We start from the raw sequence: 19,117 nt of genomic DNA on the forward strand, positions 1-19,117 counted from the left end.
CTGAGCGGCTTGGGGCCACCGGCATGATCTCATATCTCGTCAGGCGAGTGCTGATGCTCGTGCCGGTGTTCCTGGCCGTTTCGGTGGTGATCTTCTCGATCCTGCATTTCATCCCCGGCGATCCGGTGGACAACCTGTTGAAGGTCGGCTCTTCGCCTGAGGCGCGCGCGCAGATCGAGGCGCGCTATGGGCTGGACCGGCCCCTGCCGGTGCAATACGGCATCTGGCTGGGCAAGGTGCTGCAGGGCGACCTGGGCACCGCCATCGTGGCACGGCGGCCAGTGGCCGACCTGATCGCGCAGGCCCTGCCCCATTCGCTGCAACTGGGCGGATTCGCCCTGTTGTTCTCGACCCTCGTGGGCGTGACGCTTGGCATCGTGGCCGCGCTGAACCGCGACGGCTGGGCCGACCGCGCCATCATGGGCGGGGTGCTTCTGGGATCGACCATGCCCAGCTTCTGGCTGGGGCTGATCCTGATGCTGATCTTTTCGGTCTGGCTGGGCTGGTTTCCGGTTTCAGGCGCGCGGGGCTGGTCGTCGCTGGTGCTGCCGGTCCTGACCATCGGCCTGGGCGGCACGGCGCTGGTGGCCCGCATCACGCGGGTGTCCATGATCGAGGCGGCAGGCCGCGATTTCGTGACGCTTCTGCACGCCAAGGGCCTGTCGCCGCTGCGCATCCAGCTTCGCCACGTTCTGCGCCACGCGCTGATCCCGGTCGTCACCATCCTGGCGCTGCGCATCGGCTGGATCCTGGGCGGGGCGGTGACGGTTGAGGTGGTCTTTGCCCGGCCGGGGCTGGGCACGCTTCTGATCAAGTCGTTAAGCCAGCATGACTATCCGGTGGTGCAGGCCTGCCTTCTGATGCTGGCCATGGCGGTCATGCTGGGCACGCTCTTGGGCGATATCCTTCAGGCCGCGATGGACCCGCGCGTAAGGGCATCGCTGGCATGATCGCCGCACCGATCCGCGCATTGCGCCGCCCCGTTGGCGGGCTGGCAGGGGGCTGGCTGATCCTGGTGATCGCCGCCGCGATCTTCGCGCCGCTGCTGACGCCCTATGCCTATGACGTGCAGGCGCTGAAGGACGCCTACCAACCGCCCTCATCCGCGCATTGGCTGGGCACGGACGAGTTCGGGCGCGACCTCTTGACCCGCCTGATCTATGGCGCGCGCACCTCGCTTTCGGTCAGCGCCACGGCCATCGGCCTGTCGGTGATCTCTGGCATGGTGCTTGGGGCGGCGGCGGCCTGGTTCGGCGGATGGCTCGACCGGGCGGTGACCATGGTGGTGGACCTGACCTGGTCCTTCCCGGAAATCCTGATCGCGCTGATCCTGGTGGCGATCATCGGTCCCGGCACCACAGGCACCATGATCGCCATCGCCGTGGCCTACCTTGCGCAATTCACCCGTCTGACGCGGGCGCAGATCATGACGCTGCGCGGAGAGACCTTCATCGAGGCGGCACGCAGCCTGGGGGCCAGCGACGGGCACATCCTTTTTCGCCATCTCTTGCCCAATGCGCTGGCGCCGGTTCTCGTCTCGGCAATGCTCGCCACGGGCGACGCGATCATCCTTGAAGCCACGCTCGGCTTCTTTGGCCTGGGCGCGCAGCCGCCGGTGCCCAGCTGGGGCGGCATGATGTCGGCCGGGTCGGCCCTGGCCTTCAAGGCACCCTGGATCATCATCTTCCCCGGCCTGACCGTGGCGATTACCGTGGTGGCGATCAACCTGTACGGCGATGCGCTGATCGCGGAACTGGACATCCGGTCCAAGCTGCGGAGGGCCGTATGAGCGCGCTGTTGCAGATGGATGAGGTGAGCGTGGCCATCGGCACCGCGGCCCTCCTGGACCGGATCAGCCTGACGGTGGAACGCGGGCAAATCCTGGGGCTGGTGGGCGAAAGCGGGTCGGGCAAGTCGCTGACCGCGATGGCGGCGATGGGGCTGCTGCCGCTGATCGGCGGGCGCGTCACAGGCGGGGCGGTCCGGTTTGACGGGCAGGACATGGCGGCGATGACCGAGGCGCAGCGCCGGGGCCTGCGCGGTGGTCGCATCGGCTTTGTCACGCAGAACCCGATGACGGCGCTGGACCCGGTGCAGCGCATCGGCGCGCAGGTGGATATCGTCAGCCGCCTGCATCTGGGCCTGTCCAGGGCGGCGGCGCGCGCCCGCACGCTGGACCTGCTGACGCAGTTGCGCATCCCCGAGGCGGCGGCGGTGGCGGAAGCCTGGCCGCACCAGCTTTCAGGCGGCATGAAGCAGCGCATCGTCATTGCCATGGCGCTGGCGGGCGAGCCCGACCTGATCGTCGCCGACGAGCCGACCACGGCGCTGGACGTGACGGTACAGGCGCAGATCATCCAGATCCTCGGCAGCCTGGTGCGCGACCGGGGGCTGGCGCTGTTGCTCATCACGCATGACATGGGCGTGGTGGCGCAGGTCTGCGACCGGGTGGCGGTGCTTTATGCCGGGCGCATGGCAGAGGAAGGGCCGGTCGGGCCGATCTTCGCCGCGCCTGCGCATCCCTATACCGCGGCGCTGATCGGCTGCATCCCGCAAGAGGGCATGGCGAAGGGCACGCTGCGCGGGATTGCCGGGGCGGTGCCCTCGGCCGCGGCCTTCCCGCCGGGTTGCCGATTCCATCCACGCTGTCCGCGCGCCACGGCGGACTGCGCAGGCAACGTGCCCGTTCTCACGGCGCACGGCGCGGGCCGGGTCGCCTGCCATCACGCGGGGGGCGCGGCATGAGCGATCCCCTGATCCGCATCGAGAACCTGTCCCGGCGCTTCCAGTCGGGCGGCGGCCTGTTCTCGGCGCCGCGCGCCATGCTGGCGGTGCGCGACGTGTCGTTGACCGTAGGCCGGGGCGAGGCGCTTGGCGTTGTGGGCGAAAGCGGCTGCGGCAAGTCCACCCTTGCGCGGCTGGTGCTGCGTCTGATCGAGCCGACCGGGGGCCGCGTCGTCTTTGACGGCACCGACCTGACCGCGCTGCCCGCCGGGGCCATGCGGCGGATGCGGCGGCGCATGGCGATGGTGTTCCAGGACCCCTATTCCAGCCTGGACCCGCGCTACACCCTGGCCGACGTTCTGGCCGAACCCTTCCGGGTGCAGGGCCAGACCTTCCCCGCGGGGAAGATTGAAGATCTTCTGGAAGCCGTGGGCCTGCCAGCTGCGATGGCCTCCAGCCATCCGCACCAGTTGTCCGGCGGCCAGCGCCAGCGGGTCGGCATTGCCCGCGCCCTGGCGCTGCACCCCGATTTCGTGGTGCTGGACGAACCCACCGCCTCGCTGGACGTGTCGATCCAGGCGCAGATCATTTCCCTTCTGGCCGATCTGCGTGACAGGCTTGGCTTGACCTACCTCTTCATCAGCCATGACCTGGGGCTGGTGCGCTATTTCTGCGACCGGATCGTGGTGATGTACCTGGGCGCGGTGGTCGAGATTCTGCCCCAGGCGCAGGCCGCGCCCCGCCACCCCTATACCGCCGCGCTGATGCAGTCGGGCTTTGCGCCCGATCCGGTTCACCGCCGCCGGATCGAACCCCTGTCGGGCGAAATCCCCAGCCCCTTCGCGCTGCCGCCCGGCTGCGCCTTTGCCGGGCGCTGCCCGCGCGCTTCCGACCGCTGCCGCACCGAGGTGCCCACGCTTTCGGGCGACCCGGCCCATCCCGTTGCCTGCTTCCACCCGCTTTGAAAGGCCCATCCCATGTCCTTCCACGTCCTGACCGGCGCCTTCGTCCATGAAAGCAACACGTTCAAGAAGGGCGAGACCACGCTGCAGGACTTCCGCGAGGATGTGCTGGACCTCGGTCAGGCCGCCATCGACCGCTTCGGCGACGTGAACGACGAGGTGGCGGGGTTTCTGGATGCCGGCCGGGCCGCCGGTTGGCGCATCACCCATACCGTCAGCGCCCATGCCACGCCAGGCGCCCGCGTCGCGCAAGAGGCGTTCGACCACATCGCCGGGATCATCTGCGATGCGGCACGGGCCAACCGCGACACGCTGGACGGCATCCTTCTGGCGCTGCACGGGTCGATGGTGCCGGTGTTCTGCGAGGACGGCGAGGGCGAATTGCTGCGCCGGTTGCGCGCGATCGTGGGGCCGGATCTTCCCATTGCCGTGACGCTGGACCTGCACGCCATGGTGACGCCGGCGATGGTGGAACAGGCGCAGATCTTCGTCAGCTACAAGACTTACCCGCATGTGGACATGCGCGAGACCGGGCGGCACGCCGGCCAGTTGCTGGACGCTGCGATGCGGGGCGAGACCCGGCCCCGCACCCTGCGCGTCCACCTGCCGATGCTGGACGAGGCCAATGCCGGGCGCACCGATGTGCCCGAGACGGCGGCACTCTACACCCGCGCTGCCGAGCATGAGGCCGAGCCGGGAATCCAGGCCGTCTCGGTCAACGCCGGCTTTTCCGAGGCCGACATCACCGAGATGGGGCCGACGGTGCTGGTGACCTTCGACCAGGGTCGCGAGACGCGGGCGCGCGAGATTGCCGAAGGACTGGCCCACAGCATCTGGGCCGGGCGCGGCAAGGTGTCGAATACCTTCCTCACCCCTGCCGAGGCCGCAGCCGAAGCGCGGGATTTCGATCCCGCGAAGGGGCCGCTGGTGATTGCCGACTATGCCGACAACCCCGGTGCGGGCGCCTATGGCGATGCGACCGCCCTGCTGGCCGCCCTGCTGGAGGCCGGAGCCGCACCCGGCGCCTTTGCCCCGATGATCGACGCGCAAGCGGCCGCGATCCTGCATCGCCATGCGGTCGGCGACACGGTCACGCTGGACCTTGGCGGCAAGTGCGACCCCACCTTCGGCGGCGGTCCGCTGCGGCTGACCGGCGAGATCCGGCATCTGTCGGACGGCACCTACACCGGCGACGGCCCGATCCTGGGCGGCATCACTCACAGCTTCGGCCCGACCGCGGTGCTGCGGGTGCAGGGCATCGACATCCTCGTCGTCTCTCTGCCGGGGCAGATGCTGGATTTGCAGCAGGTCCGCGCCTTCGGGATCGAACCGGCCGAACAACGCTTTCTCGTGGTCAAGTCGATGCAGCATTTCCGCGCCGCCTTCGAGCCGGTGGCGGGCCGCGTCATTGTCTGCGATACCGGCGCGCTTGCCACACCGCAGGCCCACCTGCGCCCCTACACGCACGTCCGCCGCCCGGTCTGGCCACTGGACCGCGGTGCGGCCTACCCCGTGCAGGGCTAAGCCACTTCAGTCGATCAGCGCCCGCATCCGCGCCAGGTCCACCGAATTGCGCGCGCCGGTCTTTTGCAGCACACGGGCGCGGTGCACCTCGACCGTGCGGATGGAGATGCCAAGGCTGTCGGCGATCTGCTTGTTCAGTTGGCCCTCCAGGATCAGCCGCATCACATCGGCCTCACGCTCGGACAGGCTGGCAAAGCGGTGCGCCAGTTCGGCCCGGCTGCTGTGTTCGGCCGCCCGACTTTGGTGCAGCGCCATGGCCTGCATCGCAAGATCGACGATCTGGTTGTCGTTGAAGGGCTTTTCCAGAAAGTCGAAGGCACCGGACTTCAGGCTTTGAACCGCCAGCGGCACATCGGCATGGCCGGTCAGGAAGATCACCGGCGGCAGGGCGGCGCTGCCGCCCTCGGCCCGTTGCAGCGCATCGGCGACCTGTGGGCCGGACATGCCGCCCATGCGCACATCCAGGATGATGCAGCCGCAATCGGGCTGCGGCCAGGCACCCAGGAAATCCTCGCCCGAAGGCCAGAGCCGTGTGGCGATGCCGCGCGAGGCGAAGAGGAACCCCAGGCTGTCGCGCAGCGGTTCCTCGTCATCGACAATGTGGACAGCAAGCGCGGCAGCTGCGGTCATGGGGCGGATCCTTGGGCGGGGGGAAGGGGCGCGAAGGGCAGCAGCACGGTGAACACCGTGCCGCCACCGGGGTTCGGCGCATGGGACAGGCCGCCATGCAGCAGCTCGACGATCGAGCGGCAGATGTTCAGTCCCATGCCCATGCCCTGGCTTTTCGTGCTGGTGAAGGGATCGAACAGCTGGGCGGCCACGTCTTCGGGGATGCCGGGGCCCTGGTCGGCCAGGTCCAGCCGGGCCATGCCGCCCTCTGCCGTCAGGCGCAGGGTCAGCCGGTCGCCGGCGCGCGGGCCTTCGGCCATGGCTTCCAGACCGTTGCGGATCAGGTTGACCATGACCTGTTCCACCAGGATGCGGTCGGCCAGCACGGGTGGCAGCGGTTCCGGTGCGTCCATCACAATCGTGACCTGCCGTTCGCGCGCTTCGCCCGCCATCAGGCCGATGGCATCGGCGGCAACCTCGGTCAGGTCCAGGGCCACCAGCTGCGGCTCGCGCTTCCTCACGAAATCCTGGATGCGGCGGATGATCAGCCCGGCCCGCCGCGCCTGTGCGCCGAGCTTTTCGAAGGCCGTCCGCACCTGAGGCGAGTCTGCCTGCCCAGCCTCGATCAGGTTCAGCCCGCCCGCGGCATAGGAGGCGATGGCGCCAAGCGGCTGGTTCAGTTCATGCGCGAGGGTCGAGGCCATCTCGCCCAGGGTGACAAGCCGTCCGGTCCGCGCCAGGCTGTCGTTCTGCGCCCGCGCCAGCCGCGCTGCCGCCTTGGCCTCGGTGATGTCGATGATCGAACCCATCCAGCCCTGGTGCCGCCCCGCCGAGTCGATCAGCGGTGCCTCATAGACCTGCACGTCGATCTCTGTTCCATCGGCGCGGCGAAACCGGGTCTCGAAGCTTTGCGGAGCAACGGCGCCGCTGGCCAGCGCCTTCTGGCGCGCCATGGTTTCCTCGATCCGGTCGGGTGCCCAATAGGGCATGGGCGGGGCATGGCCCATCAGGGTCTCGGCGGGCATCCCCACCATCTTCACGAAGGCCGAATTGACGTAAAGGATACGACCCGCGTGATCCTTGGCGCGCAGGCCCACGGTCAGGCTTTCCTCCATAGCCCGGCGAAAGGCCATCTCGGCGCTCAGCCGCGCCTCGGCCCGGCGGCGATGCGCGGCATTGCGCTGCAACACCAGGAGCGAGAGGATCGAAAAGGTCGCGAGCCCGATGATCGCTGCCAGAAGCGCTGTGTTGCCCAGGGCGGGGGGGCGGTCATAGGCGGTGATCGTCAGCACGGTGCCGGCAAGCGGCGGATCGAAGCTGATGCTGTGCGACGGCGCGCCTTCGGCCAGCGGGCGGCGGCTGCGGTCGGCCAGCGTTTCGCGGGAATCAGAGATGCGCACCGCATAGCGCTCCGCGATCCACCATGGGATATGGCGCTCAAGGATCAGGGGCAGCGACACGGCGGCCACCAGCACGCCGCCATCCGCATCGGATTGGCGCAATGCCATTGGCACGATCCCACCCTGCGCCGCGCCATAGACCGGCCGGGCCGGGCCGGCGGGCGCCTTGCGCAGCGTATCCACCAGGGCTTGCCCGACCGGCGCCACGCCCTGCGGCACCGATTCGACCAGGCGCCCGGCGCTGTCGTACCACTGGACGGACAGCATCTCGGGGTTGGCAGCAATGTGCACGCGGGCGCGGCTGCGCAGCGTTTCGCCATCGGTGCCGCTGGCGCCATCCAGCGCAAGGCGGACGAGCATGTCCTCGTCCACCGCCATCTGGAAGCGCAGGCTTTGTTCGACCCAAAGCGCATCGGTGGCCAGCGTGGTCTGCGCGCGTTCGGCATCGGCCCGGGCCAGAACCCAGACCAGCGTGCCGACCAGCGCAACCAGCGCTACGATGGCCGCGAGCGGAACGATCGACAACACGTCCCATCGCCGGGAGCGGATCAGGCTCTCGGTGACCCGGAAATCCGGCTGCCCCGCCACGGCGGGGGTGGGTGCATCTGTTGCGGCCGTGCCCTCTCCTCCCAGGAAGCCACACCCCATTTGCCACCGGCGGGCGTGTTCTGTCCATTGTGGTAAGCCACAATAGCGCCGGTCTCACTTTTCCGGCATCCCCTGTCCATTCCGCCCGGAGGAGCGGTCAATCGGAGGAGATAACCATGCTGAACCGTCGCAGCCTTTGCGCCCTTATGGGCGCCACCGCGCTGGCCCTTTCGGTCGCCGCCCCTGCCGCCGCGCAGGACAAGATCATCATCAAGTTCAGCCATGTCGTGGCGCCCGACACGCCCAAGGGCAAGGGCGCGGCCAAGTTCGAAGAGCTGGCCGAGAAATACACCAACGGCGCGGTGGACGTGGAAGTCTATCCCAACAGCCAGCTCTACAAGGACAAGGAAGAGATGGAGGCGCTGCAACTGGGCGCCGTCCAGATGCTTGCCCCCTCGCTGGCCAAGTTCGGCCCCCTGGGCGTGCAAGCCTTCGAAGTCTTCGACCTGCCTTATATCTTTGCCGACTATGACGCCCTGCACCGTGTGACCAAGGGCGAGGTCGGGCAGATGCTGTTTTCCAAGCTGGAGGACAAGGGCATCAAGGGGCTGGCCTACTGGGACAACGGCTTCAAGATCATGTCGGCCAATTCGCCGCTGCACACGACAGACGACTTCCTGGGCCTGAAGATGCGCATCCAGTCGTCGAAGGTGCTGGAGGCCGAGATGAATGCCCTGGGGGCCGTGCCGCAGGTGATGGCCTTCTCGGAGGTGTATCAGGCGCTGCAGACCGGCGTGGTGGATGGCACGGAAAACCCGCCCTCGAACATGTACACCCAGAAGATGAACGAGGTTCAGACCCATGCCACGGTGTCGAACCATGGCTACCTGGGCTATGCGGTCATCGTGAACAAGCAGTTCTGGGATGGACTGCCCGCCGAGGTGCGCGCCGGGCTGGAACAGGCGATGGCGGAATCGACCGACTACGCCAACTCGATCGCCCGCGAAGAGAACGAAAAGGCGCTGGAGGCGATGAAGGCCGCCGGGACCACCGAGTTCTACGAGCTGACGCCCGAAGAACTGCAGGCATGGAAGGATGCGCTGGCGCCCGTTGCCGAGGAGATGACCGACCGCATCGGTGCCGATGTGATCGAAGCCGTGAAGTCCGCCTCCGGGTCGTGAACCCGGCCTGGGCGCGGTCCTGACGGCCGCGCCTGCCATCCCTTTCCCCACATCCCCAGCCCAGGAGGTGCGCCATGCTGCGCCTGCTCGACCGGCTGGAAGAAGTGCTGATCGCCTCGCTGATCGCGGCGGCGACCCTGCTCATCTTCCTGTCCGTCACCCACCGCTACGCGCTTGGCCTTGTGGCCGACGGCGTGGCCTTCTTCCGGTCGCACGGGTTCGACGGGCTCTCTGCGCTCGCCAAGACCAGCTATTTCGGCCTGCGGTCCGTCAACCTTGTCTGGGCGCAGGAGCTGACGATCATCATGTTCGTCTGGATGGCCAAGTTCGGCGCCGCCTATGGCGTGCGGACCGGCATCCATGTCGGCATCGACGTGGTCATCAACCGGCTTGAGCCGGCGAAGCGTAAGGGCTTTGTGCTGTTCGGCCTTCTGGCCGGGGCGCTGTTCACCGGCACCATCGCGGCACTGGGGGCCAACTTCGTCTGGCACATGGCCCATGCCTCGGCCATCTCGCCCGACCTCGAGTTGCCGATGTGGATCGTCTACCTTGCTATCCCCCTGGGCTCGGCCCTGATGTGCTTCCGCTTCCTGCAGGTGGCGCTTGGCTTCCTTCGCACGGGCGAGCTGCCGCACCACGACCACGGCCATGTGGACGGGCTGGAGGACGGGGTCGAGGAAGTGGGCGAAGCCATCCTTCATTCGCCGCTGACCCCCCGCGACCTGACCGAGAAGGACAAGTGACATGAGCGCGCTCATCATCTTCGGGCTGCTCGTGGCCCTCATGCTGACCGGGATGCCGATTTCCATCGCGCTTGGCCTGACCGTTCTGAGCTTCCTGTTCACCATGACCGACGTGCCGATCGACACGGTGGCGCTGAAGCTGTTCACCGGCATCGAGAAGTTCGAGATCATGGCGATCCCGTTCTTCATCCTGGCCGGCAACTTCCTGACGCATGGCGGGGTCGCCAGGCGGATGATCAACTTCGCCACCTCGATGGTCGGGCACTGGCATGGCGGGCTGGGTCTGGCGGGCGTCATCGCCTGCGCGCTGTTCGCCGCCGTCTCGGGGTCTTCGCCCGCCACGGTGGTCGCCATCGGTTCGGTCATCCTGCCGGCCATGGTGGCGCAGGGCTTCCCGCGCCAGTTCGGGGCCGGGGTCATCACCACCTCGGGCGCGCTTGGCATCCTGATCCCGCCTTCGATCGTGATGGTGATGTATGCCGTCGCCACCAGCGGCATGCAGGTGCAGGGCCCCGACGGCCAGCTGGTCGACTCCGCCTCGGTGGGCGAGCTGTTCATGGCCGGCGTCGTGCCGGGGCTGATGCTGGCCGGCTTCCTGGGCTTCACCACCTGGTACCGCGCCCGCAAGTACGGCTATCCGCGGCTGGCCAAGGCCAACCTCGCGCAGCGCTGGACGGCTTTCCGCGAGGCGATCTGGGGCCTTCTGCTGATCGTCGTGGTGATTGGCGGCATCTACACCGGCATCTTCACGCCCACCGAGGCCGCCGCGATGTCTGCCGTCTATGCCTTCGTGGTGGCGGTCTTCGTCTACAAGGACATGAAGCTCGCCGATGTGCCGCGCGTGCTGCTGTCCTCGGCCAACATGTCGGCGATGCTGCTGTACATCATCACCAATGCGGTGCTGTTCAGCTTCCTCATGACGTCCGAGAACATTCCCCAGACGCTTGGCAACTGGATGGTGGATGCGGGGCTCAGCTGGTGGATGTTCCTCATCATCGTGAACCTGCTGCTGCTGGCCGCCGGCAACTTCATGGAGCCGTCGTCCATCGTGCTGATCATGGCGCCGATCCTGTTCCCGGTTGCCGTGCGGCTTGGCATCGACCCGGTGCACTTCGGCATCATGATCGTCGTCAACATGGAGGTGGGCATGTGCCACCCGCCGGTGGGCCTGAACCTGTATGTCGCCAGCGGCATCACCCGGATGGGCATCACCGAGCTGACGGTGGCTGTCTGGCCCTGGCTTCTGACCATGCTGATCTTCCTGTTGCTGGTGACCTATGTTCCCGCCATCTCGCTGGCGCTGCCCGCCCTGCTGGGGATGTAGCGACCCACCACGAATGGCCTGCCCAGGAACGCCGCGCCCAGCGCGGCGTTTTCGCTTTCGGGGCATTGGCTGTGGGGCACTGGCGCAGGGAGCCAGAAACCTTCCCCGCGGGGAAGGTTTCTTGCCCGGCAAACCGCGCAGAACGCACACCTGCCCAACCCTGTTGACAGGGGCTGCCCACTTATGACATCGGTGTCATGACATCAATGTCATCGAGTCGGGCGGGGGAGGGTTCGATGTCGACGATCTACGACGTTGCGCGGCTTGCCGGCGTTTCGCCAAAGACGGTCAGCCGTGTGCTCAATGCCGATGGGCCGGTGGGCGAACGCACCCGCCAGGCGGTCGAAGCGGCGATGCGCGAACTGGGCTATGTCCGGTCGAACGCCGCCCGGATGATGCGGGCGCAGAAGTCCGGGATCATCGGCCTGATCACCGGCGCCATCTCGACCAGCAAGCAGACACCCACGCAGCAGGGCCTGCCCGACCTTCTGATCGTCCAGGGCATCCAGCGCGCGCTGGAATCCTCGGGCCTGACGGTGATGATCGCCGATACCCTGGGCCGCAAGGACCGCGTGCCGCATCTGATTGACACTTTCCTGTCGCACCGCGTGGAGGGGCTGATCTATGTCGCCGAATACCACCAGGAAGTGAACCTGCCGAAGCTGCCTGAGGACACGCCGCTTGTCCTGGCCAACTGCTTCGACGCGCATGGCACGCCGTCGATCCTGCCCGACGACCGGCGCCTGCAGCACGACCTCGTGGTCCGCCTTGTCGCCGCCGGGCACCGGCGCATCGGCTTCCTGTCGCTGCGCGACTCCATGGTGGCCGGGCAACTGCGTCCCCTGGGCTATCGCGACGCACTGGCCGAGGCCGGCATCGCCTTTGACCCCGCGCTTCTGGCCCATGTGGATTTCGACGTCCCCGAAGCCGGGCCACAGCTTCTGTGGGATGCCATCGACCGGATGCTGCACCTGCCCGATCCGCCGACCGTTCTGTGCTGTGGCAACGACCAGATGGCGCTGATGGTCTACGGCATCCTGCGGTCGATGGGCCGCAAGGTGCCCGAGGACATCTCGGTCGCCGGTTTCGACAATTACCGCGTGATCGCCGAAACGCTCTATCCGCCGCTGACGACGGTGGAACTGGCCTACACGGCCATGGGCGTGCGCGCCGCGCAAAGGCTGCTGGCCCTTATCGGAGGGACCGGCACAGACGAGACGAACCCCGTCCTGGTGTCGGGGCCCGTGCACTGGCGCAGCTCGGTGACCGAGCTGGTCCAGCCGAAAGTCGTGAAACTGACTGCCCTTGGGGAGGAGAAACGGAAATGACGAAACTGACGCTTGCGGCCGCGCTTCTGGCGGCCACCACCTGGGGCGGCACCGCGCTTGCCCAGCAGACGCTGACCATGTGGTATCATGGCGCCGGCAATGACGTGGAGCAGAAGCTGATCGGCGAAGTGATCGCCGATTTCAACGCCAGCCAGACCGACTGGAAGGTCGAGCTGCAAAGCTTCCCGCAGGCCGCCTACAACGATTCCGTGGTGGCGGGCGCCCTGGCGGGCAACCTGCCCGACATCCTGGATGTGGACGGCCCGAACATGCCCAACTGGGCCTGGGCCGGCTACATGCAGCCGCTGAAGATCGACGAAACCAAGATCGCCGAGTTCCTGCCCGGCACCAAGGGCATCTGGAATGGTGAACTTTACTCCATCGGCCTGTGGGATGCCGCCGTGGCCATGGTGACGCGCCAGTCCACGCTGGATGCCCTGGGCCTGCGCACCCCGACGCTGGACCAGCCCTGGACCAAGGACGAGTTCATGGACGCACTGGCCAAGGCCAAAGCTTCGGGCACCTGCGAATACGCGCTTGATCTGGGCATGGCCTGGACTGGCGAATGGTATCCCTATGCCTTCTCGCCCTTCCTGCAAAGCTTCGGCGGCGACATCGTGGACCGCTCCACCTACAAGACCGCGGAAGGCGCGCTGAACGGCGATGCCGCGATGGCGTTCGGCGAATGGTGGCAAAGCCTGTTCACGGACGGCTACGCCCAGGCGACGCAGGACCCAGCCGACCGCGACGGCGGCTTCAACGCCGGCAAGTACTGTTTCTCGTGGAACGGCAACTGGGCGGCGCTTGGTTCGCTTGCCGCCTTTGACGACGTGGTCTTCCTGCCAGCGCCCGATTTCGGCAATGGCCCGAAGATCGGTGCCGCCTCGTGGCAGTTCGGCGTTTCGGCCAAGTCGCAGCATCCCGAAGGCGCTGCCGCCTTCATCGAGTTCGCGCTGCAGGACAAGTACCTTGCCGCCTTCTCGAACGGCATCGGCCTGATCCCGGCCACCCCCTCGGCCGCCGCGCTGACCGAGAACTATGCGCCGGGCGGCAAGCTGGCGGTGTTCTTCGACCTGTCGTCCAAGCAGGGCCTCGTCCGCCCGGTGACCCCCGGCTATGTCGTTCAGGCCAAGGTCTTCGAGAAGGCCGTCGCCGACATCGCCAACGGCGCCGACGTGGCGGCCACGCTGGATGCGGCGACGGACGAGATCAACGCCGACATCGAAAAGAACAACGGGTACGGCCACTAAGGCCGCCCCGCCTGTCCCCCCTCCTCCCGGGGGGACGAAGGCCGGGGCGCGCTCCCGCCCCGGCCCCCCTTTCCCCGCATCCGTTGAGGCCGACATGGCATCGAAGTTCCTCGTCTCCAACCGGACGGGCTGGCTCATGGCAGGCCCCTCGATCCTGCTGATCGCCGGCTTCATCGTCCTGCCCTTCCTCTTTGCCATCCTGTTCAGCTTCACCAACCAGCGGCTCGTTTCGCCCAATGCGGCAGAGTTCGTGGGCTTCGCGAACTATCGCCAGCTTCTGGACGTAACGACGCTGACGGTGGAACCCGAACGCGACGCTTCAGGCGCCGTGGTGATCGAGGACGGCGCTCCGAAGTACCCCTCGGTCCGCAGCCTGACGCGCAACAACCCCGACCGGCCTGACCTGAACGGGATGCGCGAATGGTTCAGCTTCGGCCATGGCGACAGCCGGACCTATGTACTGGCGCGCGACGTGGTGTTCATGAAGGCGCTGGTCAACACCTTCATCTTCGTGCTGGTCGTGGCCCCCGTCCAGGGCGGCCTGGCCCTGGGGCTGGCGCTGCTGATCAACCAGCGCCTGCGCGGTATCAACGTCTTCCGCACGATCTACTTCATGCCCGTGGTCGTCTCGATCGTCGTGGTCTCGCTGTTGTGGCGGTTCATCTACGACGGGCAGTCGGGGCTTCTGAACAACCTGCTTGGCGCGCTCAGCTTCGGCGCCATTCCAAAGGTGGACTGGCTGGGCAACCCCTCCACCGCGCTTGGCGCGATCATCGCCATGTCGATCTGGCAGGCGGTGGGCTTCCACATGGTGATCTGGCTTTCGGGCCTTCAGACCATCTCGCCCACGCTGTACGAGGCGGGTGCCATCGAGGGCGCGTCGAAGTGGCAGACCTTCCGCTACATCACCTGGCCCGGCCTGCGGAACACCGCCGTGCTGGTGCTGATCGTCATCACCATGCAGGCCTTCGCGCTGTTCGCCCAGATCGACGTGATGACGGGGGGCGGCCCGCTGGACAGCACGCAGACCATCGTCTTCCAGGCGGTCGAACGCGGCTACGGCAAGCAGGACATCTCGGGCGGGTCCACCATCTCGGTCGTGCTGTTCGTGATCGTGCTGTCGATTTCCCTCATCCAACGCTGGCTGACGCGGGAGAAAAGCTGATGGCCCAGATTTCCGCCGACAACCGCGGCCTGCGCCTTGCCACCCGCTATGTGGTGTTGGGGCTGATCGCCGTCATCTTCATCTTCCCGCTGGTCTTCATGCTGATGTCGAGCCTCAAGCCCGACCAGCAGCTTCTTGAAGACACCGCATCGCTCCGCGCCTTCCTGCCGGTTGGCGACGTGTCGCTGGACAACTACTTCGCCGCCTTCAAGCGCGCGCCGGTGGGGCTGTTCATCCTGAACTCGGTCATCGTGACAGGCGTCACCGTGGCCCTGTCGCTGCTGGCCTGTTCGGCGGCGGCCTTCGCCTTCGTCTTTGTCGAATGGAAGGGCCGCAACCTGATGCTGTCGCTGATCCTTGCCACGCTGATCGTGCCCTTCGAGACCATCGCCATCCCGCTTCTGCTGGTGGCGTCCAAGCTGCCCTGGATCGGGGTCGAAGGCGTGACCTGGGGCTGGCTGAACAGCTACCGCGTGCAGATCGTGCCCTTCATCGCCGATGGCCTGACGATCTTTCTCTTCGTGCAATACTTCAAGGATCTGCCGGGAGAGTTGATCGAAGCCGCGCGGGTCGAAGGCGCAAGCTGGGGCCAGATCTACCGGCGCATCGTCATGCCGCTGTCCGGGCCGGTGCTGGCCACCGCCGCGATCCTGAAGTTCCTGGTCATGTACAACCAGTATCTCTGGCCGCTGATGGTCACGCAGGAAGAAGGCTATCGCCCGGTCATGGTGGGGCTGCAGTACTTCTTCCAGCTGAACCGCGCCTGGGGCGAGATCATGGCCTACCTCAGCCTCATCACCCTGCCGGTGCTGGCCTTCTACCTGTACCTGCAGAAGGCTTTCATCGCCTCGATCGCATCCACTGGCGTCAAGGGCTGACCGCCCGGCGACACCGCGTGCAACCGACATGCGGCCTCCGGCCGCGACACAACTGCCTGAACGAAGGAACCGACCTATGCCGATCGCAATCGAAGGAAAGTGGCTCTGGGACAGCTGGTACGCCCATGACGGCAAGCAGTGGCACGGCTATTTCCTCCAGGCCGACCGCGCCCTGGGCGACCCCGACCTGCGCCACTTCAACGTGAGCCAGGGCCACGCCACCTCGACCGACCTGAAGACCTGGACGCATCACGGTACCACCTTCGCGCCGGCGGCTGGCCCGGCCTGGGACGACTACACCACCTGGACCGGATCGGTGGTTCAGGGCGACGACGGGCTGTGGCACCTGTTCTATACCGGCACCACAAAGGCCGAACGCGGCATGTACCAGCGCATCGGCCATGCCACCTCGACCGACCTGCACAACTGGACCCGCGTGGGCGACGGGCTCTGCCTCGACCTGACCGGTCCGAACGCCGACTGCTACGAGACCGATCACATCGTCGGCCACTGGCACGACCGCGCCATGCGCGACCCCTGGGTGATGCGCAACCCGGATGGCGGCTGGATGATGTACTTCACCGCCCGCGCGCCCGGCATCCCCGAGCCGAACGCCGGCGGGGCGGTGGGCTTTGCGACCTCGCCCGACCTGATGACCTGGACGCTGTGCCCCCCCGTCTTCACCGGCGGCTTCGGCCAGTTGGAGGTGCCGCAGGTGTTCGCCCAGGGCAACCATTGGTACTGCCTGTTCTGCACGGCCAGTGTCCACTGGTCCAACCAGTACCGCGCCACCAATACCCAGGCCCCCGTCACCGGCACGCACTACCTGATCGCCGACCATCCGCGCGGGCCCTGGCGGGTGGCACCCGGCCCCTTCCTGGATGGTGCCGATCCCTGCCGCCGCTATGCCGCGCGCATCGTGGAAACGCCGCAGGGCCTGTTCATCCTGGGCTTTGCCGATGGCGGCAAGGCGCAGTTCGGTGGCTATGTCATGGACCCCGAACCCGTGACCGTTGGACCTGACGGCCTTCTGTCCGTCACCCCGATTGCGCTTGCAGCGGAGTAGGCAGATGGCTGGCATTTCCCTCAAGAACGTCCGCAAGAGCTATGGCAACGCCCATGTCATCAAGGGCGTCGACATCGAGATCGAGGACGGCGAGTTCTGTGTCTTTGTCGGTCCCTCGGGCTGCGGCAAGTCCACCCTCCTGCGCATGATCGCCGGGCTGGAAGACATCACCTCGGGCGAGCTTCGCATCGGCCAGAGGGTGGTGAACGAGCTTCCGCCCAAGGATCGCGGCGTCGCCATGGTGTTCCAGTCCTACGCCATTTTCCCGCACATGACCGTGCGGGAAAACGTGGCCTTCGGCCTGACCATCGCCGGCGCCAGCAAGGCGGAAAAGGATGCCAAGGTCGCCGAGGCCGCCCGTATCCTGCAGATGGAGCATCTGCTGGACCGCCGGCCCAGCCAGCTTTCGGGCGGCCAGCGCCAGCGCGTCGCCATCGGCCGCGCCATCGTGCGCAAGCCGGAGGTGTTTCTGTTCGACGAGCCGCTGTCCAACCTGGATGCCGCCCTGCGCATGGACATGCGGATGGAGATCGGCAAGCTGCACAACCAGCTTGGCGCGACGATGATCTACGTCACTCACGACCAGGTCGAGGCGATGACCCTGGCCGACAAGATCGTCGTGCTGAAGGACGGTCAGGTGATGCAGATCGGCGCGCCGATGGACCTGTATCACGACCCGGCCAACCTGTTCGTTGCGGGCTTCCTGGGTGCCCCTTCGATGAACTTCGTCAAAGTCACGGTGCAGGCGGTGAACGGCAACCGGGTTCTGGTGTCGAACGCGGCGCTGGACCCGGTCGAGGTTTCGGGCAAGCGGGGGCCGTTCAAGCCGGGCGACAGTGCGATCCTGGGCCTGCGCCCGCAGTATCTTTCGGTGGTGAAGGACGCCGGCCGGCTGCACGGCGCGGTCGCCCTGACCGAACGACTGGGCGCGGAAACCGTGGTGGAAGTGACCTTGAAGGACGGCAATCCGCTGATCGCGGCGCTGTCGCAGGACGCGATCTTCCCGCTTGGCACGCCGGTCAACCTGAGCTTCGATCCGGACAAGGCCCACCTGTTCCCGGCGACCTGACGGGCACCGGGGCAGTCACCTGCCCCGGCGCGCTGACGTCACTTCATGCTGGCCTTGATCGCCTCGACATCGGCGGTGGTCATCTCGCCCACCGTCGTCACCTTGCCATCGACGATCTGCCACAGCCGGAACGGGCCGGAAATGTCGCCATACTGGTCAAAGTTGACCGGGCCGATGACGCCCTCATACCGGATCGGCTTGCCTTCCGAGATCAGCTTCAGCGCCTTGGCGAATTCGTCCTTGCCGGCATAGATCGGCTCGCCCGCCGGATCGACGGCCTTGCGCAGCGCGTCGGGCAGCTTGGACGCATCGGGTCCGCCGGCGATGGCAATGGCCAGGCCCACCAGCGCCCCTGCGTCATATGACCGGTCCGCCGCCGGAGCCGCCGGGTCGATGCCCGAGAAGGCCTGGTAGTTGGCGTTGAAATACTCGGTCGAGGCGGTCGGATCGGTGCCCGAGGACGTGCCGAAGGCATTCGCCAGGTATTCCTTGCCCACCGCCGCGATGAAGTCGTCGCTGTTCATCCCGTCATTCAGCAGGAACTTCTGCACCCCGCCTTGGCTGACCCAGGTGCGGGCAATCGTGGCGCCGTCCACCGGGTCCGAGATCAGGAACAGTGCATCCGGCTCGCCTGCCATCGCCGCCGTGACCTCGGCCGCGTAAGAGGACTGCTTGGCGTTGTAGGGCGTGACCGAAACGACGGTACCGCCCAGCGCCGCGAAGGGATCGGAAAACTCCTTCACCAGGTTCACGCCGAAGTCGTTGTTCTGATGGATGATGGCGATCTTCTTCATGCCGTTGTCCACGGCGAACTTTGCCAGGGCCACGCCTTGCAGCGCATCCGAGGTGATGGTGCGGAAGAACACCCCGTTGGTCTTGCCGTCGCGGCCCAGCTGGGTCAGCGTCGGCGAGGACGAGGCGGGCGAAACCTGCAACACCTTGGCCGGCGCCGTGACCGAGGTCAGGATCGGGATCGACATCGGGCTGATGATGCCGCCGATGATCGCCGGCACCTTCGACACCTGCACCAGCTGCGTCGCCGCATCCACGGCGATGTTGGCCTGGGTCTGGCTGTCACGGGTGTCGGTCTTGATGGTGCAGCCGGCCACACCGCCCGCATCGTTCAGGTCGCGGAAGGCCATCTCGATCGACTTGGCGCCCGCCTGGCCATATTCCCCGGCAGGCCCAGTGAGTTCCAGCACGACACCGACGGTGATGTCGCAAGCGGCGGCCAGGCCTGGCACAAGGGCCAGCGCGGCGGCCGAGGCAAGAAGCAGTTTCTTCATGGGATCCTCTCTGTGGTTGT

At 66.8% G+C, this 19,117-nt stretch carries 17 protein-coding genes; 14 read left to right on the plus strand and 3 right to left on the minus strand.

Going from position 1 to position 19,117, the window contains the following annotated elements; genetic code table 11:
• The first annotated feature begins 23 nt into the window (after window positions 1-23).
• From JO391_RS16770 to JO391_RS16790, 5 genes are read left to right on the plus strand one after another with little or no spacing between them, the layout of a single operon-like run.
• Window positions 24-950, plus strand: a complete 927-nt coding sequence (locus JO391_RS16770; RefSeq protein ID WP_220661583.1) for an ABC transporter permease — start codon at window positions 24-26, stop codon at window positions 948-950.
• The gene (locus tag JO391_RS16775; RefSeq protein WP_220661584.1) at window positions 947-1,789 is read left to right on the plus strand and encodes an ABC transporter permease; all 843 of its coding nucleotides are present in this window, start codon (window positions 947-949) and stop codon (window positions 1,787-1,789) included. The genes JO391_RS16770 and JO391_RS16775 overlap by 4 nt, the downstream gene beginning before the upstream one ends.
• Entirely contained in the window at window positions 1,786-2,745 is a 960-nt protein-coding gene (locus tag JO391_RS16780; protein ID WP_220661585.1) for an ABC transporter ATP-binding protein, read from the plus strand. The genes JO391_RS16775 and JO391_RS16780 overlap by 4 nt, the downstream gene beginning before the upstream one ends.
• On the plus strand, window positions 2,742-3,689 hold the full coding sequence (locus tag JO391_RS16785; RefSeq protein ID WP_220661586.1) for an ABC transporter ATP-binding protein: 948 nt from the start codon (window positions 2,742-2,744) through the stop codon (window positions 3,687-3,689). Before JO391_RS16780 ends, JO391_RS16785 begins: the two co-directional genes overlap by 4 nt.
• Before the next feature lie 12 nt (window positions 3,690-3,701).
• On the plus strand, window positions 3,702-5,210 hold the full coding sequence (locus JO391_RS16790) for a M81 family metallopeptidase (RefSeq protein WP_220661587.1): 1,509 nt from the start codon (window positions 3,702-3,704) through the stop codon (window positions 5,208-5,210).
• A gap of 6 nt (window positions 5,211-5,216) precedes the next feature.
• On the opposite strand, the gene JO391_RS16795 is transcribed toward JO391_RS16790, so the two are convergent.
• Entirely contained in the window at window positions 5,217-5,840 is a 624-nt protein-coding gene (locus tag JO391_RS16795; RefSeq protein WP_220661588.1) for a response regulator transcription factor, read from the minus strand.
• Entirely contained in the window at window positions 5,837-7,747 is a 1,911-nt protein-coding gene (locus tag JO391_RS16800) for a sensor histidine kinase (protein ID WP_259444734.1), read from the minus strand. Before JO391_RS16800 ends, JO391_RS16795 begins: the two co-directional genes overlap by 4 nt.
• Window positions 7,748-7,983: 236 nt before the next feature.
• Between JO391_RS16800 and JO391_RS16805 the strand changes: the two genes are divergently transcribed.
• From JO391_RS16805 to JO391_RS16845, 9 genes are all read left to right on the plus strand, one after another.
• Entirely contained in the window at window positions 7,984-8,988 is a 1,005-nt protein-coding gene (locus JO391_RS16805) for a TRAP transporter substrate-binding protein (protein ID WP_220661590.1), read from the plus strand.
• Window positions 8,989-9,062: 74 nt separating this feature from the next.
• The gene (locus JO391_RS16810; protein ID WP_220661591.1) at window positions 9,063-9,731 is read left to right on the plus strand and encodes a TRAP transporter small permease; all 669 of its coding nucleotides are present in this window, start codon (window positions 9,063-9,065) and stop codon (window positions 9,729-9,731) included.
• Window position 9,732: 1 nt separating this feature from the next.
• Window positions 9,733-11,055: a TRAP transporter large permease gene (locus JO391_RS16815; protein WP_220661592.1), complete on the plus strand. Its 1,323-nt coding sequence runs from the start codon at window positions 9,733-9,735 to the stop codon at window positions 11,053-11,055.
• A 236-nt stretch (window positions 11,056-11,291) separates the two neighbouring features.
• Window positions 11,292-12,383: a LacI family DNA-binding transcriptional regulator gene (locus tag JO391_RS16820; protein WP_220661593.1), complete on the plus strand. Its 1,092-nt coding sequence runs from the start codon at window positions 11,292-11,294 to the stop codon at window positions 12,381-12,383.
• A complete protein-coding gene (locus JO391_RS16825) occupies window positions 12,380-13,633 on the plus strand; it encodes an extracellular solute-binding protein (RefSeq protein WP_220661594.1) in 1,254 nt (417 codons plus the stop codon). The genes JO391_RS16820 and JO391_RS16825 overlap by 4 nt, the downstream gene beginning before the upstream one ends.
• 94 nt (window positions 13,634-13,727) lie before the next feature.
• A complete protein-coding gene (locus JO391_RS16830; RefSeq protein ID WP_220661595.1) occupies window positions 13,728-14,798 on the plus strand; it encodes a carbohydrate ABC transporter permease in 1,071 nt (356 codons plus the stop codon).
• Window positions 14,798-15,676, plus strand: a complete 879-nt coding sequence (locus JO391_RS16835; RefSeq protein ID WP_220661596.1) for a carbohydrate ABC transporter permease — start codon at window positions 14,798-14,800, stop codon at window positions 15,674-15,676. The genes JO391_RS16830 and JO391_RS16835 overlap by 1 nt, the downstream gene beginning before the upstream one ends.
• A gap of 76 nt (window positions 15,677-15,752) precedes the next feature.
• Window positions 15,753-16,742, plus strand: coding sequence for a glycoside hydrolase family protein (locus JO391_RS16840; RefSeq protein ID WP_220661597.1), 990 nt, complete (start codon window positions 15,753-15,755; stop codon window positions 16,740-16,742).
• Between the two features lie 4 nt (window positions 16,743-16,746).
• Window positions 16,747-17,811, plus strand: a complete 1,065-nt coding sequence (locus JO391_RS16845) for an ABC transporter ATP-binding protein (RefSeq protein WP_220661598.1) — start codon at window positions 16,747-16,749, stop codon at window positions 17,809-17,811.
• A 38-nt stretch (window positions 17,812-17,849) separates the two neighbouring features.
• Here the strand turns inward: JO391_RS16845 and JO391_RS16850 are convergent, their stop codons facing one another.
• On the minus strand, window positions 17,850-19,097 hold the full coding sequence (locus JO391_RS16850) for an ABC transporter substrate-binding protein (protein WP_220661599.1): 1,248 nt from the start codon (window positions 19,095-19,097) through the stop codon (window positions 17,850-17,852).
• Between the last annotated feature and the right edge of the window lie 20 nt (window positions 19,098-19,117).

It is taken from the genome of Neotabrizicola shimadae (genome assembly GCF_019623905.1).
In the GTDB taxonomy this organism is placed as follows: Bacteria; Pseudomonadota; Alphaproteobacteria; order Rhodobacterales; family Rhodobacteraceae; genus Neotabrizicola; species Neotabrizicola shimadae.

What these genes read in the sequence shown, in the direction of transcription:
- JO391_RS16770 (WP_220661583.1), top strand. Translation starts at nt 24, where the DNA reads ATGATCTCATATCTCGTCAGGCGAGTGCTGATGCTCGTGCCGGTGTTC.
- JO391_RS16775 (WP_220661584.1), top strand. Translation starts at nt 947, where the DNA reads ATGATCGCCGCACCGATCCGCGCATTGCGCCGCCCCGTTGGCGGGCTG.
- JO391_RS16780 (WP_220661585.1), top strand. Translation starts at nt 1,786, where the DNA reads ATGAGCGCGCTGTTGCAGATGGATGAGGTGAGCGTGGCCATCGGCACC.
- JO391_RS16785 (WP_220661586.1), top strand. Translation starts at nt 2,742, where the DNA reads ATGAGCGATCCCCTGATCCGCATCGAGAACCTGTCCCGGCGCTTCCAG.
- JO391_RS16790 (WP_220661587.1), top strand. Translation starts at nt 3,702, where the DNA reads ATGTCCTTCCACGTCCTGACCGGCGCCTTCGTCCATGAAAGCAACACG.
- JO391_RS16795 (WP_220661588.1), bottom strand. Translation starts at nt 5,840, where the DNA reads ATGACCGCAGCTGCCGCGCTTGCTGTCCACATTGTCGATGACGAGGAA.
- JO391_RS16805 (WP_220661590.1), top strand. Translation starts at nt 7,984, where the DNA reads ATGCTGAACCGTCGCAGCCTTTGCGCCCTTATGGGCGCCACCGCGCTG.
- JO391_RS16810 (WP_220661591.1), top strand. Translation starts at nt 9,063, where the DNA reads ATGCTGCGCCTGCTCGACCGGCTGGAAGAAGTGCTGATCGCCTCGCTG.
- JO391_RS16815 (WP_220661592.1), top strand. Translation starts at nt 9,733, where the DNA reads ATGAGCGCGCTCATCATCTTCGGGCTGCTCGTGGCCCTCATGCTGACC.
- JO391_RS16820 (WP_220661593.1), top strand. Translation starts at nt 11,292, where the DNA reads ATGTCGACGATCTACGACGTTGCGCGGCTTGCCGGCGTTTCGCCAAAG.
- JO391_RS16825 (WP_220661594.1), top strand. Translation starts at nt 12,380, where the DNA reads ATGACGAAACTGACGCTTGCGGCCGCGCTTCTGGCGGCCACCACCTGG.
- JO391_RS16830 (WP_220661595.1), top strand. Translation starts at nt 13,728, where the DNA reads ATGGCATCGAAGTTCCTCGTCTCCAACCGGACGGGCTGGCTCATGGCA.
- JO391_RS16835 (WP_220661596.1), top strand. Translation starts at nt 14,798, where the DNA reads ATGGCCCAGATTTCCGCCGACAACCGCGGCCTGCGCCTTGCCACCCGC.
- JO391_RS16840 (WP_220661597.1), top strand. Translation starts at nt 15,753, where the DNA reads ATGCCGATCGCAATCGAAGGAAAGTGGCTCTGGGACAGCTGGTACGCC.
- JO391_RS16845 (WP_220661598.1), top strand. Translation starts at nt 16,747, where the DNA reads ATGGCTGGCATTTCCCTCAAGAACGTCCGCAAGAGCTATGGCAACGCC.
- JO391_RS16850 (WP_220661599.1), bottom strand. Translation starts at nt 19,097, where the DNA reads ATGAAGAAACTGCTTCTTGCCTCGGCCGCCGCGCTGGCCCTTGTGCCA.